Source organism: Micromonospora sp. C28SCA-DRY-2, from assembly GCF_030519475.1.
In the GTDB taxonomy this organism is placed as follows: domain Bacteria; phylum Actinomycetota; class Actinomycetes; order Mycobacteriales; family Micromonosporaceae; genus Micromonospora.
The window spans coordinates 1-13,851 of the sequence record NZ_JAUMKD010000003.1 but is presented as its reverse complement, the minus strand read 5'-3'; the positions used below and the strand labels follow the sequence as shown (position 1 = coordinate 13,851).

At 73.4% G+C, this 13,851-nt stretch carries 11 protein-coding genes; 9 read left to right on the top strand and 2 right to left on the bottom strand.

Annotated elements, in window-relative coordinates; genetic code table 11:
* Positions 1–120 precede the first annotated feature (120 nt).
* Positions 121–2,160, top strand: coding sequence for a PQQ-binding-like beta-propeller repeat protein (locus tag Q3W71_RS13815; RefSeq protein ID WP_302919708.1), 2,040 nt, complete (start codon positions 121–123; stop codon positions 2,158–2,160).
* A 105-nt stretch (positions 2,161–2,265) separates the two neighbouring features.
* On the opposite strand, the gene Q3W71_RS13810 is transcribed toward Q3W71_RS13815, so the two are convergent.
* Positions 2,266–2,427 (bottom strand): hypothetical protein, encoded by a 162-nt coding sequence (locus Q3W71_RS13810; protein ID WP_302919707.1) that lies wholly within the window; start codon positions 2,425–2,427, stop codon positions 2,266–2,268.
* A 183-nt stretch (positions 2,428–2,610) separates the two neighbouring features.
* Here Q3W71_RS13810 and Q3W71_RS13805 point away from each other — a divergent pair, with 183 nt between their 5' ends.
* The gene (locus Q3W71_RS13805) at positions 2,611–4,878 is read left to right on the top strand and encodes a PQQ-binding-like beta-propeller repeat protein (RefSeq protein WP_302919706.1); all 2,268 of its coding nucleotides are present in this window, start codon (positions 2,611–2,613) and stop codon (positions 4,876–4,878) included.
* 118 nt (positions 4,879–4,996) lie between these two features.
* On the opposite strand, the gene Q3W71_RS13800 is transcribed toward Q3W71_RS13805, so the two are convergent.
* Entirely contained in the window at positions 4,997–6,265 is a 1,269-nt protein-coding gene (locus Q3W71_RS13800) for a Gfo/Idh/MocA family protein (RefSeq protein WP_302919705.1), read from the bottom strand.
* A 150-nt stretch (positions 6,266–6,415) separates the two neighbouring features.
* Here Q3W71_RS13800 and Q3W71_RS13795 point away from each other — a divergent pair, with 150 nt between their 5' ends.
* From Q3W71_RS13795 to Q3W71_RS13765, 7 genes are all read left to right on the top strand, one after another.
* The gene (locus Q3W71_RS13795) at positions 6,416–7,657 is read left to right on the top strand and encodes a sugar ABC transporter substrate-binding protein (protein WP_302919704.1); all 1,242 of its coding nucleotides are present in this window, start codon (positions 6,416–6,418) and stop codon (positions 7,655–7,657) included.
* Positions 7,658–7,720: 63 nt separating this feature from the next.
* On the top strand, positions 7,721–8,620 hold the full coding sequence (locus Q3W71_RS13790; RefSeq protein ID WP_302919703.1) for a carbohydrate ABC transporter permease: 900 nt from the start codon (positions 7,721–7,723) through the stop codon (positions 8,618–8,620).
* A complete protein-coding gene (locus Q3W71_RS13785) occupies positions 8,617–9,516 on the top strand; it encodes a carbohydrate ABC transporter permease (protein ID WP_302919702.1) in 900 nt (299 codons plus the stop codon). Before Q3W71_RS13790 ends, Q3W71_RS13785 begins: the two co-directional genes overlap by 4 nt.
* On the top strand, positions 9,513–10,517 hold the full coding sequence (locus tag Q3W71_RS13780) for a hydroxyacid dehydrogenase (RefSeq protein ID WP_302919701.1): 1,005 nt from the start codon (positions 9,513–9,515) through the stop codon (positions 10,515–10,517). Before Q3W71_RS13785 ends, Q3W71_RS13780 begins: the two co-directional genes overlap by 4 nt.
* 53 nt (positions 10,518–10,570) lie before the next feature.
* Positions 10,571–11,461, top strand: coding sequence for a Gfo/Idh/MocA family protein (locus Q3W71_RS13775; RefSeq protein WP_302919700.1), 891 nt, complete (start codon positions 10,571–10,573; stop codon positions 11,459–11,461).
* A 380-nt stretch (positions 11,462–11,841) separates the two neighbouring features.
* Positions 11,842–12,858, top strand: a complete 1,017-nt coding sequence (locus tag Q3W71_RS13770; RefSeq protein ID WP_302919699.1) for an NAD(P)-dependent oxidoreductase — start codon at positions 11,842–11,844, stop codon at positions 12,856–12,858.
* A gap of 8 nt (positions 12,859–12,866) precedes the next feature.
* On the top strand, positions 12,867–13,851 hold a 985-nt coding region (locus Q3W71_RS13765), incomplete at its 3' end, for a dihydrodipicolinate synthase family protein (protein WP_302919698.1).

Genomic DNA, 13,851 nt, shown 5'->3' with positions numbered 1-13,851 from the left:
AGTAGCTCCTCTGACGACCGGGTTTGGCTCGCCGCTCCCGGCCCATCGAGATTCCGGTTCTGACCGTTACGGCTCGGCCGCCGGCTACCCCGGTGGTCGCTGGAAGAGAAGCAGGCGCTCATGACCAATCGCCGCACGTTGCTCCGCTCCGCCGTCGCCCTCACCGCGGCGCCGGCCCTGCCCGTCGCCTGGTCCGCCGGGGCCGCGACCGCGAACCCCGCCGCGTCCTGGGTGACCGTGGACCCCTTCGGCATCCCGCTGCGCGACGTCCTGCTCATCGGTGGCACCGTCGCCCCCGGGCCGACCGGGGAGCCGGTCCTCTGGTCGGCGGTCTCCGGCGAGCCGGCCCGGCTGGCCGCTATCGACCCGGCCACCGGCCGGACCGTCTCCGCCCAGGACCTCACCGGCGCCCCCGGCTCGTACGCGGTGGCCGCCGCGCCCGACGGCACCGTCTACGTCGGCGCGTACAACACCGGCGACCTGTACCGCCGGCGACCCGGCCCGGACAGCCCGGTGGAGAACCTCGGCCGTCCGCTGCCGTCGGAGACGTACATCTGGCGGATCGCGGTCGACGACGCGGGCGTGGTCCACGGCGGCACCTTCCCCGGCGCGCGGGTCTTCGCCTACGACCCGGCCACCGGGACGACCCGCGACTACGGCCAGGTACTGCCGGGCGCCCAGTACGTCCGCAGCCTCGCGGTCACCGCCGACAAGATCTACGCCGGCACCCAGCCGGACGCCCACCTGTTCGAGATCGACAAGGTCAGCGGCGAGCGGCGCGAACTGCCGTTGCCCGACGGCCTCGGCACCGGCACCGGGCAGACGGTGTACGACCTCAACGCCCACGACGGCCGGGTGTACGCGCGGTTCGGCTCGGCCACCAACGGCCGGCTCGGTGTGTACGACATCGCCGGGCAGCGGTGGACCGACCTGATCGACGACGTCGCCGGGCTGGACGTCTCCGCACCCGGGCCGGGCGGCCTGGTCTACCTCACCCGGGCCGGCCGACTCACCGGCTACCACCCGGGCACCCGCCGGTTCACCGACACCCCGCTGGTCTTCCCCGGCCGGGTGGTCAACAACCGGGGCATCGGCTGGGTGACCCTCGCCGACCGGGACTGGCCGGGTCGCACCCTGGTCGGGCTGCTCTGGCGCGGCGACATGTTCCGCTGGAACCCGGTGACCGGGCGGGCCGACGTGGTGCAGACCGACGTGCCCGGCGCGCCGATCCCGATCGCGGCGCTGCACGTCGGCCCGACCGGCACGGTCTGGGTCGGCGGTTACCTCAACGGCGGACTGGCCCGGGTGGACCCCGACACCGGCGTCTCCACCTTCCAGCGTTTCGCCCAGGTGGAGAGCGTGCTGGAGACCGGCGACCGGGTCTGGGTGGGCGCCTACCCGGACTCCCGGCTCTACCGGTACGACCCGGCCGCGCCGTGGCACAGCCCGGAGTACTCGCCCGGCCTGCCCGGCAGCGCCGACAACCCGGCGAAGCTGCTCGACCTGAAGTCCGCCGACCAGGTGCGCGCCCGCGCGCTGACCGACGCCGGCGACAAGGTGGCCTACGGCACCATGCCGAACACCACCCTCGGCGGCGTGCTGGCCATCGTGGACAAGGCCACCGGTGCGTCGCGGGTGCACCGGCCGGTGGTCACCGACCAGTCGATCGTCAGCCTGACCCACGTCAACGGCCTGCTCGTCGGCGGCACCTCCATCTCCGGCGGGTACAGCGTGCCCCCGCCCACCCAGACCGAGGCGAAGCTGTTCGGCTGGGACGTCTCCGGCGACGCCAAGGTGTTCGAGTTCGTGCCGGTGCCGGGCGCGACGGCGATCCCGGCGCTGGCGGTGGACCGGACCGGGCTGCTCTGGGGCCTGGCCGGTGGCCAGCTCTTCGCCGTCGACCTGGCCAGCCGGTCGGTCGTGCAGCGCATCCAGCTCGCCGCGGGCGTGGCCGACAGCCGCGGCAAGCTCGGCTACGACGCCCCGCGCCATCTGCTGTACGCGCTGGTCCGCGGGCAGCAGGTGGTCCGGGTGGACCTGGCCACCGGCGCCAGCCGGCAGGTGCTGGAGCAGCCGGCCGAGTACCTCGCCGTGCACCCGGACGGCCGGGTCTTCCTCGGCGCGGGCGAGCACCTGTACCGGCTCACCGTGACCGGCTGACCGGCGTCCTTCCCGCGCGCCAGCGCGGGCGCACCCGCCAGACGGGCCGGCGATCCCCCCTCGGGATCGCCGGCCCGCCGTCGTGCGCACCGGGGGTGCGGAGGTCTACAGCCGGATGCGGACCAGGTCGAGGTAGGTGACGGTGCCCGGCGGGGGCGCCTCGGCCGGCACGGCTGCCGCCGGCGCCCCGGCGTGGGCGGTGCCCGCCGGGACCGCCAGCGCGGCGGCGACCAGCGCCAGGGCCGCGGTCAGCGCGGTACGTCGCAACACGACCTCCCAGAAATTCAGTTTCGGTCATGGCTGTAACCGCTACAGCGCACCATGTCGGGCGGCGCCGTGTCGAGGCCCGGCCCGCAAGTTCCTCATCCGTCGCGAGCATCGATCGCGGGCTCTGGAATTCCGGACGCCACCGTAATAGGGTGCCGGCATCGTCGATCGTGGAGGTCGCCCGTGCCGCCGTTCCGCCGTACCCTCGTGCCCGCCACCGTCCTGACCCTCGCCGCCGCGCTGCTGCCGGCCGCCGCTCCCGCGTCGGCCGCCCCGGCGGCGGCGACCCCCGGCACCGTCACCGACTTCGGTGTCCAGCAGACCGCGCTCACCGTCTTCGAGGCGCACTACGGCACCGGCGCCGACGGCCGGCCGGTCGTCTACGGCGTCCAGATGGGATCCCCCGGGGTGCTCAGCGTGACCGACCCGGTGACCCGGGAGCTGCTCGACACCGCGTACCTGCCCGACTCCTCCGGCGCCTGGGGGATCACCCAGTCCGGTGACGGCACGGTCTACGCCGGCAGCTACCCCAACGCCCACCTCTACTCGTACGACCCGAAGACCCGGACCACCGTGGACCTCGGCGCTCCGGTCGCCGGCCAGACAGTGCTCTACGGCCTGCGCCCGGGCGCGGACGGCCGGGTCTACGGCGGCACCTACCCGGGCGCGCACGTCTTCTCCTACGCCCCGGGCGAGGGCTTCCGCGACCACGGCCGGATGTACGCCGGCGAGCAGTACGTCGTCGACGTCGCGGTGGACCCGGCGCGCGACCTGCTCTGGGCGGCGGTCGGCACCGCCGGCCACCTGATCCGGCTCGACCTGGCCACCGGGGAGAAGCGCGACATCTGGCCGGAGGCGCTGCGCGGCGACGCGAACTACCCCTACGACATCAACCTGGTCGGCGGGAAGCTCTTCGTCAAACGCAACAAGCTGCAGGGGCTGGTGCTCGACCCGGACACCGGCGCGGTGCTGGCCGACGGGTTCACCATGGGCTCGCGCGGCACCTCGCCGCTGGCGCCCGACGGCCGGTCGGTCTACTTCACCTCCGGCACCGACCTGTGGCGCTACGACCTGCCGACCGACACCGTCGGGCCGGTGCGCGACGCCGCCGGTGCGCCGGTGCGCAGCGACGGCGCGGGCATCGGGTTCGGCTTCCTCGACGGCCAGCTCTACGCGGTGATCGGCAACTACGGCGGGCAGGCGCTGCGCTACGACCCGGCCACCGGCGCCAGCGAGCGGTACCGGCTGCCGTTCCCGCCGCAGGCGCTGGACATCAACAACATCACCGCCGGCCCGGACGGCCGGATCTGGACCAACCTCTACATCAACGGCAACCTCGCCGTCCTCGACCCGGCCAGCGGCACGGCGACCAGCGTGGGCCGGCTCGGGCAGGCCGACGGCTTCGGCTGGCACGGCGGCAAGATGTACCAGGGTGTCTACCCGTACGGCGGGGTGCTGGTGTACGACCCGGCGCGGCCGTACCAGCTCGGCACGAACCCGCGCGAGCTGTTCCGGTTGCAGCCCGAGGGCCAGAACCGGCCGATCGCCTTCGCCTCCGCCGGCAGCCGGATCTACGTCGGCAGCACCCCGGACTACGGCCTGTGGGGCGGCGCGCTCACCGTGTACGACACGGCCACCGGCGCCCGCACCACCCGCCGGAACATCGTCGCCGACCAGGGCGTGATCAGCCTGGCGGTGGTCGGTGACCGGCTCTGGGCGGGCACCACCATCGGCGGCGGCGGGGGCACCGTGCCGCGCGCCACCGAGGCGAAGGTGTTCACCGCCGACCTGGTGACCGGCGAGAAGACCGCCGAGTTCACTCCCGTGCCCGGCGCCGACGCGATCACCTCCCTGGTGGCCGGCCCGGACGGGATGCTCTGGGGCCTCGCCGACGGCGAGGTGTTCGTCCTCGACCCGGCGACCGGCGCGGTGACGCACCGCATCGACGTGCCCGGCCGCTCCTCCGGGGTGGCCGACGAACTCGTGGTCAGCGCCGCCGACGAGCACGTCTACGCCGCGCTCGACGGCTACCTGCACCGGATCGATCCGCTCGCCAAGGACGTGCGGGTGATCCGGGACGCGGAGACCTACCGGCTGACCCAGGACGGCCAGGGCAACCTCTGGTTCCGCAACGGGGTCAAGGCGGCCAACGGGGCGGTCCAGTACGGCTCGCGCCTGCTGCGGTACGTGCCGGAGGTGGACGACTGCCCCCGCTCCGACCTGCGGGCCCAGGTGTACGCGGGCGGCGCGACCGGGGTGCCGAACCGGTACGCCGAGCGCGGGTGCACGGTCAACGACCTGATCCGCGACGAGGCGCCCTGGGACAGCCACGGCGCGTTCGTCGCGCACGTCGCCGCGGTCACCGACGGCCTGGTCGACGCCGGCCGGCTCAGCGGCGCCGAGCAGGACGCCATCGTGGCGGCGGCGGGCCGCTCCGGCATCGGCCGCTGACCGGGCCGCCGGGGCCCGCGTCGGCCGGCCCGGCCACGGACGGAGCCCCGCCCTCCCACGACACCGGGAGGGCGGGGCTCGGCGGTTCCGGGGCAGTGCGGTGCGGGCGCCCGCCGGCTCAGCCGACCGGCACGGGTTCGGTGAGGTCGACCGGGACGCCGCCGGCCAGCCGGCTGCGTTCGGCCGCGAAGGCCATCCGGTGGCTGTCCAGCGACTCCCGCGGGCCCGACCGGACCGCTGACCGGTCGCCGGTGGCCACCGCCTCGACGAAGGCGGCCATCAGCCGCATGTCCCCACCACCGTGCCCGGAGCCGGCGTCCGCGCCGCCACCGCGGGTGTCGGTGGTGACCGTGGCGCCGGTGACGAAGTCGGTGACGCTGACCTGCTCGCCGTCGCCCTCCAGGTAGCCGTGCGTGCCCATGATCCGGGTACGCCGGTGCCCGCCCGGGGTGAAGGCGCTCATGGTCAGCGTCGCGGTCGCCCCACCGGCGAAGGAGACCGTGACGCTCTGGTGGTCGGCGACGTCGTTGCCGCCGGCGTAGACGCAGCGCCCGTACGGGCCGTCGCGGAGCGCGGCGGTCACGCCGGCCTCGGTCAGGTCGCGGGTCACCACCGACAGCGGCCACTCGTGCCGCTGCGGGTCGGCCAGGCAGTCGCGGTAGAAGCGGACGGCCGAGTACGGGCACCGGGGCTCGACCGGGCAGTCCAGGCACCCGGCCGTCGCGCCGGCCGGCCGGTTGCCCGGGTGGAAGTGGTGCAGGCCGCCGACGCTGCTGACCCGGGTGGGCGCGTCGTCCACCACGTAGCGCAGCCAGTCCAGGTCGTGGCAGCACTTGGCGAGCAGGCTGCTGGACGAGGTGTCGGCGCGGCGCCAGTTGCCGCGGACGTAGGAGTGGGCGAAGTGCCACCAGCCGACCGGCTCCAGGTGCTCCACCCCGACGATCCGGCCCAGCGCGCCCGACTCGACGTACCGCTTCACCGCGTCGGTGTAGCGGGTGTAGCGCAGCACGTGGCAGACCGCGAGCAGGACGCCGGAACGCTCCGCCGCCGCGGTGACCGCCGTGCACTCGGCCTCGGTCGGCGCGATCGGCTTCTCCAGCAGCACGTGGTAGCCGAGTTCGGCGAAGCGGGCGGCCGGTTCGGCGTGCTCGCGGTCGGGGGTGGCCAGCACCACCGCGTCGGCCAGCCGGGGCCGGGCGGCCAGCGCCTGCCAGGAGTCGAACCGGTCGGCCGCCGGCACCCGGTGGGCGTCGGCGAGCGCGGCGCGGTGCGCGTCCCGGGGGTCGGCGACGGCGACCACCGATGCCCGGTCGGGGGAGCGCAGTGCGTAGCCGGCGTAGGTGCTGCCGCGGTTGCCCGCGCCGACGATGGCCAGGGAAACGGTCATCGGTGTCCTTCACTTATTACGGGGCTGGGTCGATCTGTCCGTCCGTGCGCACGATCAGTGACGACACGACCTCGGTACTTTCCACCTCTAGTATCGGACAGGACCGTAAGTTAATGTACTGCGAACCTGACTCCCCCGGAAGGATGCGAGATGCGTGTTCGGAAGAGCCTGTCGGCCGTTGCGGTGGCGCTCGTCGCCGCGCTCGCGGCGACGGGTTGCGGCGGTGACGGCTCCGGTGACTCCGGCAAGGCGACCGTGACGATGTGGACATACCCGGTGATCTTCGAAGAGGCGAAGCACCGCGCGCACTGGGACGAGACCATCAAGGCGTTCCAGGCTGCCAACCCGAATATCGAGGTGAAGGTCGAGATCTTCCCCTGGGCCAACCGGGACCAGGCGCTCGCCACCGCGATCGCCGGTAACAAGGGGCCCGACGCGGTCTACCTCATCCCCGACCAGCTGCCCAAGTACGCCCGCAACATCGAGCCGATCGACAAGTACCTCGACGACGCGGCCAAGAGCGACTACCACGAGAACGTGGTGCAGTCGGTGAGCATCGACGGCAAGATGATGGGCGCGCCGATCCTGACCAGCGCGGCCACCCCGATCTGCAACAAGAAGGTCTTCGCCGCCGTCGGTGAGACGACGTACCCGACCAGCTGGAACGACCTGCTCACGCTGGCGCCGAAGTTCAAGGCCAAGGGCTTCGACATGACGGCGTACGCCGGCGACGCGAAGCAGACCCTGAACCAGACCTTCTACCCGCTGCTCTGGCAGGCCGGCGGCGACGTGTTCAGCCCGGACGGCAAGTCGGTCGCCTTCAACAGCGACGCCGGCAGGAAGGCGCTGAACTTCGCCAAGCAGCTCGTCGACAACGGCTACGTCGACAAGACCCTGCTCACCGCGGCCCCGCCGATCGAGCAGACCCGGATCGCGCAGAACAAGGTGGCCTGCGTCTGGCACGTGCCGCTGACCGAGGTCGAGAAGTTCTGGGGCAAGGAGAACATCCAGGTCGTCCCGCACTTCACCGAGACCAAGCAGATCGGCTACGGCACGGTCGGCTCGCTGTCGATGCTGAAGACCGCCAAGGACAAGGAGGCGGCCGGCAAGTGGATCGCCTTCGCGACCAACGCCGACAACACCAAGAAGTACGACGTCGCCTCCAGCTTCTTCTCGCCGCGCAAGTCCACCGGCGCGCTCTACGCCAGCGACCCGGTCCTCGGTGAGCAGGAGAAGCAGGTCGCCAGCAGCACCGTCGGCCCGCTGCACGAGAAGGCCCGCGACGTGCAGGGCGTCCTCGCCCCGGAGATCCAGGCCGCCCTGCTCGGCAAGAAGTCGGTGGAGCAGGCGCTCGACGACGCGGCCAAGGCCGCCGCTCCGCTGCTCGGCTGATTCCCGGCGCGGCTCGCGGTGGGCGTAACCTGCCCACCGCGAGCCGCTGAGAAAGGTTGTCAGATGGTTGCACTACCGGGGAGACCCGCGCGGCGGCTGCGCCGGCCGTCCGCCCGCGAGGCCGGCACGGCCCTGCTCTTCGTCCTGCCGTTCCTGCTGCTCTTCGCCGTCTTCCGGTTCGGGCCGGCGATCGCCGGGGTGATCCTCGGCTTCACCGACTACACCATCGGCGGTGAGACCGGCTGGATCGGGCTGGAGAACTTCCGCCGGCTCGTCGACGACCCGACCTTCTGGTCGGCGCTGCGCGTGACGGTCATCTTCACCGTGCTGTCCGTACCGCTGTCGATGCTGGCCTCGCTCGGCATGGCGCTGCTGACCCGCCGCGCCTTCCGCGGCGCGAAGCTGTTCCGGTCGATCTTCTTCCTGCCGGTGGTGACCAGCCTGGTGCTCGCCGGCGTGATCTTCAGTTGGGTCTTCTCCGAGGGCGGCCCCTGGTCGCGGGCGATGGGCGCGCTCGGCCTGCCGGCGCAGTCCTGGCTGGCCGACAGCGTGCTGGTGATCCCCGCCCTGGTGCTGGTCTCGGTCTGGTCCCGCTTCGGCTACGGCATGCTCATCCTGCTCGCCCGCCTCCAGGACATCCCGGCCGAGCTGGAGGAGGCGGCGCTGACCGACGGCGCCTCGGCCTGGCAGCGCTTCCGCTACGTCACGCTGCCACAGCTGCGGCCCGCGCTGTTCTTCGTCGCCATCATCGAGACCACCGTGTCGTTCCAGGTCTTCGACATGATCTACGTGATGACCGGCGGCGGCCCGGTACGCGCCAGCTACAGCCTCGTCTACCTGCTCTACGACCAGGGCTTCAAGTACTTCGACCTGGGTTACGCCAGCGCGGTCGGGGTCGCCCTGTTCGTGATGACGATCGTCGTGGCGCTGATCCAGCGGCTGACCCTGGGGAGGGAAGAATGACCGACACCATCACGCCCCCGGCCACCGCCGCGCCGCCCACCGGCGCGCCCCGGCGCGACCGGCGCCCCTACCGGGTCGACCGGGCCAGCCGGCGCTGGGTGGTCGGGCGCACCGCGCTGCTGGTGGCTGGCGCCCTGCTCACCCTCTTTCCCTTCTACGCGATGGTCGTGCTGTCGTTCAAGCCGACCGGGCCGGTCACCTTCCCGGACAGCCTGCTGCCCTGGCCGTTCTCCACCGAGGCGTACGACCAGGTGATCGGCGCCAAGAGCGTGCTGCGCTGGATGTGGAACACCGTCATCTACTCGGTGGTGTCGGTGGTCGGCGTGCTGCTGTTCGCCTCGATGGCCGGCTACGCCTTCGCCAAGAAGCGGTTCCCCGGCAAGGAGACCATGTTCTGGTCGTTCCTGGCCATGCTGATGGTGCCGTACCACGTCACGATGATCCCGACGTTCATCATCATCTCCGAGCTCAACGGCGTGGACACCTACTGGGGCATGATCGTGCCGACGCTGGCCAACGCCCAGGCGGTGTTCCTGATGCGGCAGTTCATCGCGTCGCTGCCCGACTCGCTGTTCGAGGCGGCCCGCCTGGACGGCTGCTCCGAGTGGCGGGTGTACGTCTCGATCGTGCTGCCGCTGATCAAGCCGATCCTGGCCACCCTCGGCGTGTTCGTCTTCCTCTGGCACTGGAACGACTTCCTGTGGCCGCTGATCGTCGGGCAGAGCCTCGACATGCGTACCCTCACCACCGGCATCGCCTCGCTGCAACAGGAGAACGTGGCGTTGAACATGCTGCTCGCCGGGTCCGTGGTGGCCTTCGTACCGATCTTCATGGCCTACCTGATCGGTCAGCGCTACTTCCAGGAGGGCGTCTCGACCACGGGCATCAAGGGGTGAGCGTCATCGCGGTGGCGGCCACGCCGTACGTCCGCGAGCTGTTCCTCGACCCCGACACCCGGGCCGCTCTGGCCGGGCTGGGCGAGGTGCGGCTGCCGGCCGACGGCGCCGACGTGGGCGACGAGGCGGTGCTCGCGGGACTGCTCGCCGGCGCCGAGGTCGTCGTCACCGGCTGGGGCACCGCCCCGCTCACGGCCGCGGTGCTCGCCGCCGCGCCGCGGCTGCGGCTGCTCGCCCACACCGGCGCCAGCGTGAAACCGTTCGTCACCCCGGAGAGCTTCGCCCGCGGGGTGCGCGTCACCCAGGCCGGCGACGCGATGGCGTACGCGGTGGGGGAGCAGGCGCTCGCGCTCACCCTCGCCCTGCTGCACCGGCTGCACCGGTTCGACCACGCGCTGCGCACCGGCGCGGACTGGACGGCCGCCAAGGCCGCCCCGCCCCGGCGGGAGCTGCGCGGGGCGACGGTCGGCGTGGTCGGCGCGTCCCGCACCGGCCGGGCGTACCTCGGCCTGGTGCGGGCGCTCGGGGCGCGGGTGCTCGTCGCCGACCCGTACCTGTCCGACGCGGAGGCGGCGGCACTCGGCGTCGAGCGGGTCGGCCTCGACGATTTGCTCGCCCGCAGCCTGGTGGTCAGCCTGCACGCCCCGGTGCTGCCGGAGACCGTCGGGATGATCGGGGCACGCGAGCTGGCGCTGCTGCCGGACGGGGCGCTGCTGGTCAACACCGCCCGTTCGGCGCTGGTGGACGAGGCCGCGCTGCTGGCCGCGCTGCGCACCGGCCGGATCGACGCCGCGCTGGACGTCTTCGACGCCGAACCGCTGCCGGTCGACCACCCGTTGCGCCGGCTGCCCAACGTGCTGCTCACCCCGCACGAGGCGGCCGGGACGGTCGAGTCGCGGCGGCGGGCCGGCGGGATCGTGGTGGCGGAGATCGACCGGTTCCTGCGCGGCGAGCCGCTGGTCCACGAGGTCCGGCCCGAGCAGCTCGACCGGACTGGCTGACCGGCTGACCTGCGCTGGCGTGGCCGGAGGCGGGAGAAGTAGCCTCTGCGCTCATGCGCATCGCTCTGGCCGGACTCGCCACCAGTCACCCGTACACCGACGCGCGCGCGCTGCGCGACCACGCCGAGCTGGTGGTGTGGGAGCCGGACCCGCAGCGGCTGGCGCGGTTCCGCGCCGAGCAGCCGGACGTGGCGGTGGCGCCGGACCTGGCCGCGCTGCTGGCGACCCGCCCGGACGGGGTGGTCCTCACCGTCCCCACCTCGGACGTGCCGGACGCGCTGGCCCAGGTGCTGGCCCGCGAGCTGCCCTGCTTCGTCAACAAGCCGGCCGCCGCCACCGCCGCGCAGCTCGACCGGCTGGAACGCGTCGTGGCGCCGGCACCGGAACTGGTGCTCACCTCCTCGGTGCTGCGCTTCGCGCCGGACTTCGTGGCGTTCGACGTGCCGCGCGAGGAGGTGCTGTCGGTCCGGGCCACGGTGCGGCACGACGTCGGGCTCTGGGCCACCGGGTACAACCCGTGGCAGGACGACCCGACGATCGGCGGCGGCACGCTGGTGATGATGGGCCTGCACGGGGTGGAGCTGCTGGTCGCGCTGCTCGGGCCGGCGGTACGGCTGGTCGGGGCCGCCGGCACCGTACGCCACCACCGGGGGCTGCGCTCGGAGGACACCGGGCTGCTGGCCCTGCAGTGGGCGGACGGGGTGCCCGGCACGGTCGAGGTGCTCGGGGTCAGCGAGGGCGAGGCGTACGAGGTGACCGTCCACACCGCCGCCGGCCAGCGGCAGGTGGTGCTGCGCGGCGGCGCCGACCAGCTCGGCTACCGGGACACCATCGACGCGTTCCTGGGCATGGTCCGGGGCGCGCCGAGCCCGGTGCCGTGGGACCAGACCCGCGCCGTGCTCGGCCTGCTCACCGCCGCCCGGGCCACGGCCCGACCGGCGTAGCCCTCCGCCGCACCTTCCCTGGCCGCTCCCGTCCACAGCGGGGTGGCCGCTCCCGCCCTCACCGGCCTGTCAGCACCCACGGCCGCGGCGGCCTGGTGGCTCCCGCCCGCCCCGCCGTCGCCGAGCCCGCACGGCGGCTGGGCCGGTGTTCCGGCGTGCCCGGCGGACCGGTCCGCAATTCGGCCGGGCGGATGACGGGGTGCGCCGGGTAACCCGCCGTGCGGCCGTGCGGACCCGGCCGCCACGCCTCCGACCTGCGACGCGGCCACGGTCCGCCGGGCCGGTTGGACCCGTGCCCGTCGACGCACCGACCCGGGCACCTTGACGCCCCATCGGGCGGAGGTTACGGTCATGACCGTTACTTCGGAAGGGGTGGTGGCATGCGTACCGTGGCGGACCTGGAGGAGCGGCTCTCCCGCCCGCGGGACGTCCTCGTGGACGACCTGCGCAAGCTCGACGGGGACATCCTGATCCTCGGCGCGGGCGGCAAGCTGGGACCGAGCCTGGTCCGGCTGGCGCTGCGCGGTGTCGCGGCGGCGGGCACCGGTGCGCGGGTGATCGCCGTGTCGCGGTTCTCCGAGGCCGGGCTGGCCGACGCGCTGCGCGACGAGGGCGCCGAGGTGGTCGAGGCGGACGTCGCCGACGACGCCGCGCTGGCCGCGCTGCCCGACGCGCCGAACGTGGTCTTCCTGGTCGGCGCCAAGTTCGGCACCTCCGGCCGGGAGCACGCCACCTGGGCCACCAACGCGTACCTGCCCGGGCGGGTCGCCCAGCGCTTCGCCGGCTCGCGCCTGGTCGCGCTGAGCACCGGTAACGTCTACCCGCTGGTGCCGGTGACCGCCGGCGGCTGCGTCGAGCAGACCCCGGTCCAGCCGGTCGGCGAGTACGCGATGTCCTGCCTGGGCCGCGAGCGCGTCCTCACTCACTTCGCGCTGCGCGACGACACCCCGCTGGCCCTGATCCGGCTCAACTACGCCGTCGAGATGCGCTACGGGGTGCTGGTCGACATCGCCCGCGCGGTGCACGCCGGCGAGGCGGTGGACCTCACCATGGGACACGCCAACGTCGTCTGGCAGGGCTACGCCAACGAGGTCATCCTGCGCGCCCTGCACCACACCGCCACCCCGCCGTTCGTGCTGAACCTGACCGGGCCGGAACTGGTCTCCGTCCGCCAGGTCGCCACCGCCGTCGGCGCGCGGCTGGGCCGGGAGCCGGCCTTCACCGGCGCCGAGGCGCCCACCGCGCTGCTGTCCAACGCCCAGCTCTGCCACCGCCTGTTCGGCTACCCCGACCTGCCGCTCGCCGAGCTCATCGAGCTGACGGCGGACTGGGTCGCCGACGGCCAGCCCCTGCTCGACAAGCCGACCGGCTTCCAGCGCCGCGACGGCAAGTTCTAGGAGAGACCGTGTTGACCGCATCGAGCACCCGACAAGCCGCGGCCCTGACCCGGTTCCAGCGCGGGTGCGTCATCCCCGCCCACCCGCTCGCCCTGGACGCCGACCGCAAGCTCGACGAGCGCCGGCAGCGGGCGTTGACCCGCTACTACCTCGCCTCGGGGGCGGGCGGCATCGCCGTCGGCGTGCACACCACCCAGTTCGCCATCCACGACCCGAAGGTGGGGCTGCTCGCCCCGGTGCTGGAGCTGGCCGCCGAGACCGCGGCCGGCTCGGACGCCATCCTGGTCGCCGGCGCCTGCGGGGACACCGCCCAGGCCGTCGCCGAGGCGGAACTGGCCGCGTCGCTCGGCTACCACCTGGTGCTGCTGTCGCCGTACGGGCCGCTGGACGAGGACGCGCTGATCGAGCGGGCCCGGGCGGTCGGCGAGGTGCTGCCGGTGATCGGTTTCTACCTGCAACCGGCCGTCGGCGGCCGGGAGCTGTCCCGGGACTTCTGGGCCCGGCTGGCCGCCCTCGAATCGGTGGTCGGCATCAAGGTGGCCCCGTTCGACCGCTACCGCACCCTCGACGTGCTGCACGGCGTCTGCGCCGCCGGCCGCAACGGCGACCTCGCCCTCTACACCGGCAACGACGATCACATCCTGGCCGACCTGGTGGCGCCGCACCGGGTCATCCTGGACGGGCGGGCGGTGGAGGTCGAGTTCGTCGGCGGGCTGCTCGGCCAGTGGGCGGTCTGGGCGGGCACCGCGGTGACGCTGCTCGACGAGGCCCGCCGGGCCCGGGCCGGCGACGACGCCGCGCTGCGCCGACTGCTCACCCTGGACGGTCACCTGACCGACGCCAACGCGGCCATCTTCGACGCCGCCAACGGCTACCACGGCTGCATCCCCGGCATCCACGAGGTGCTGCGCCGGCAGGGCCTGCTGGCCGGCCGGTGGTGCCTGGACCCCAACGAGGAGCTCTCGCCGGGCCAGTTGGCCGCGATCGACCGCG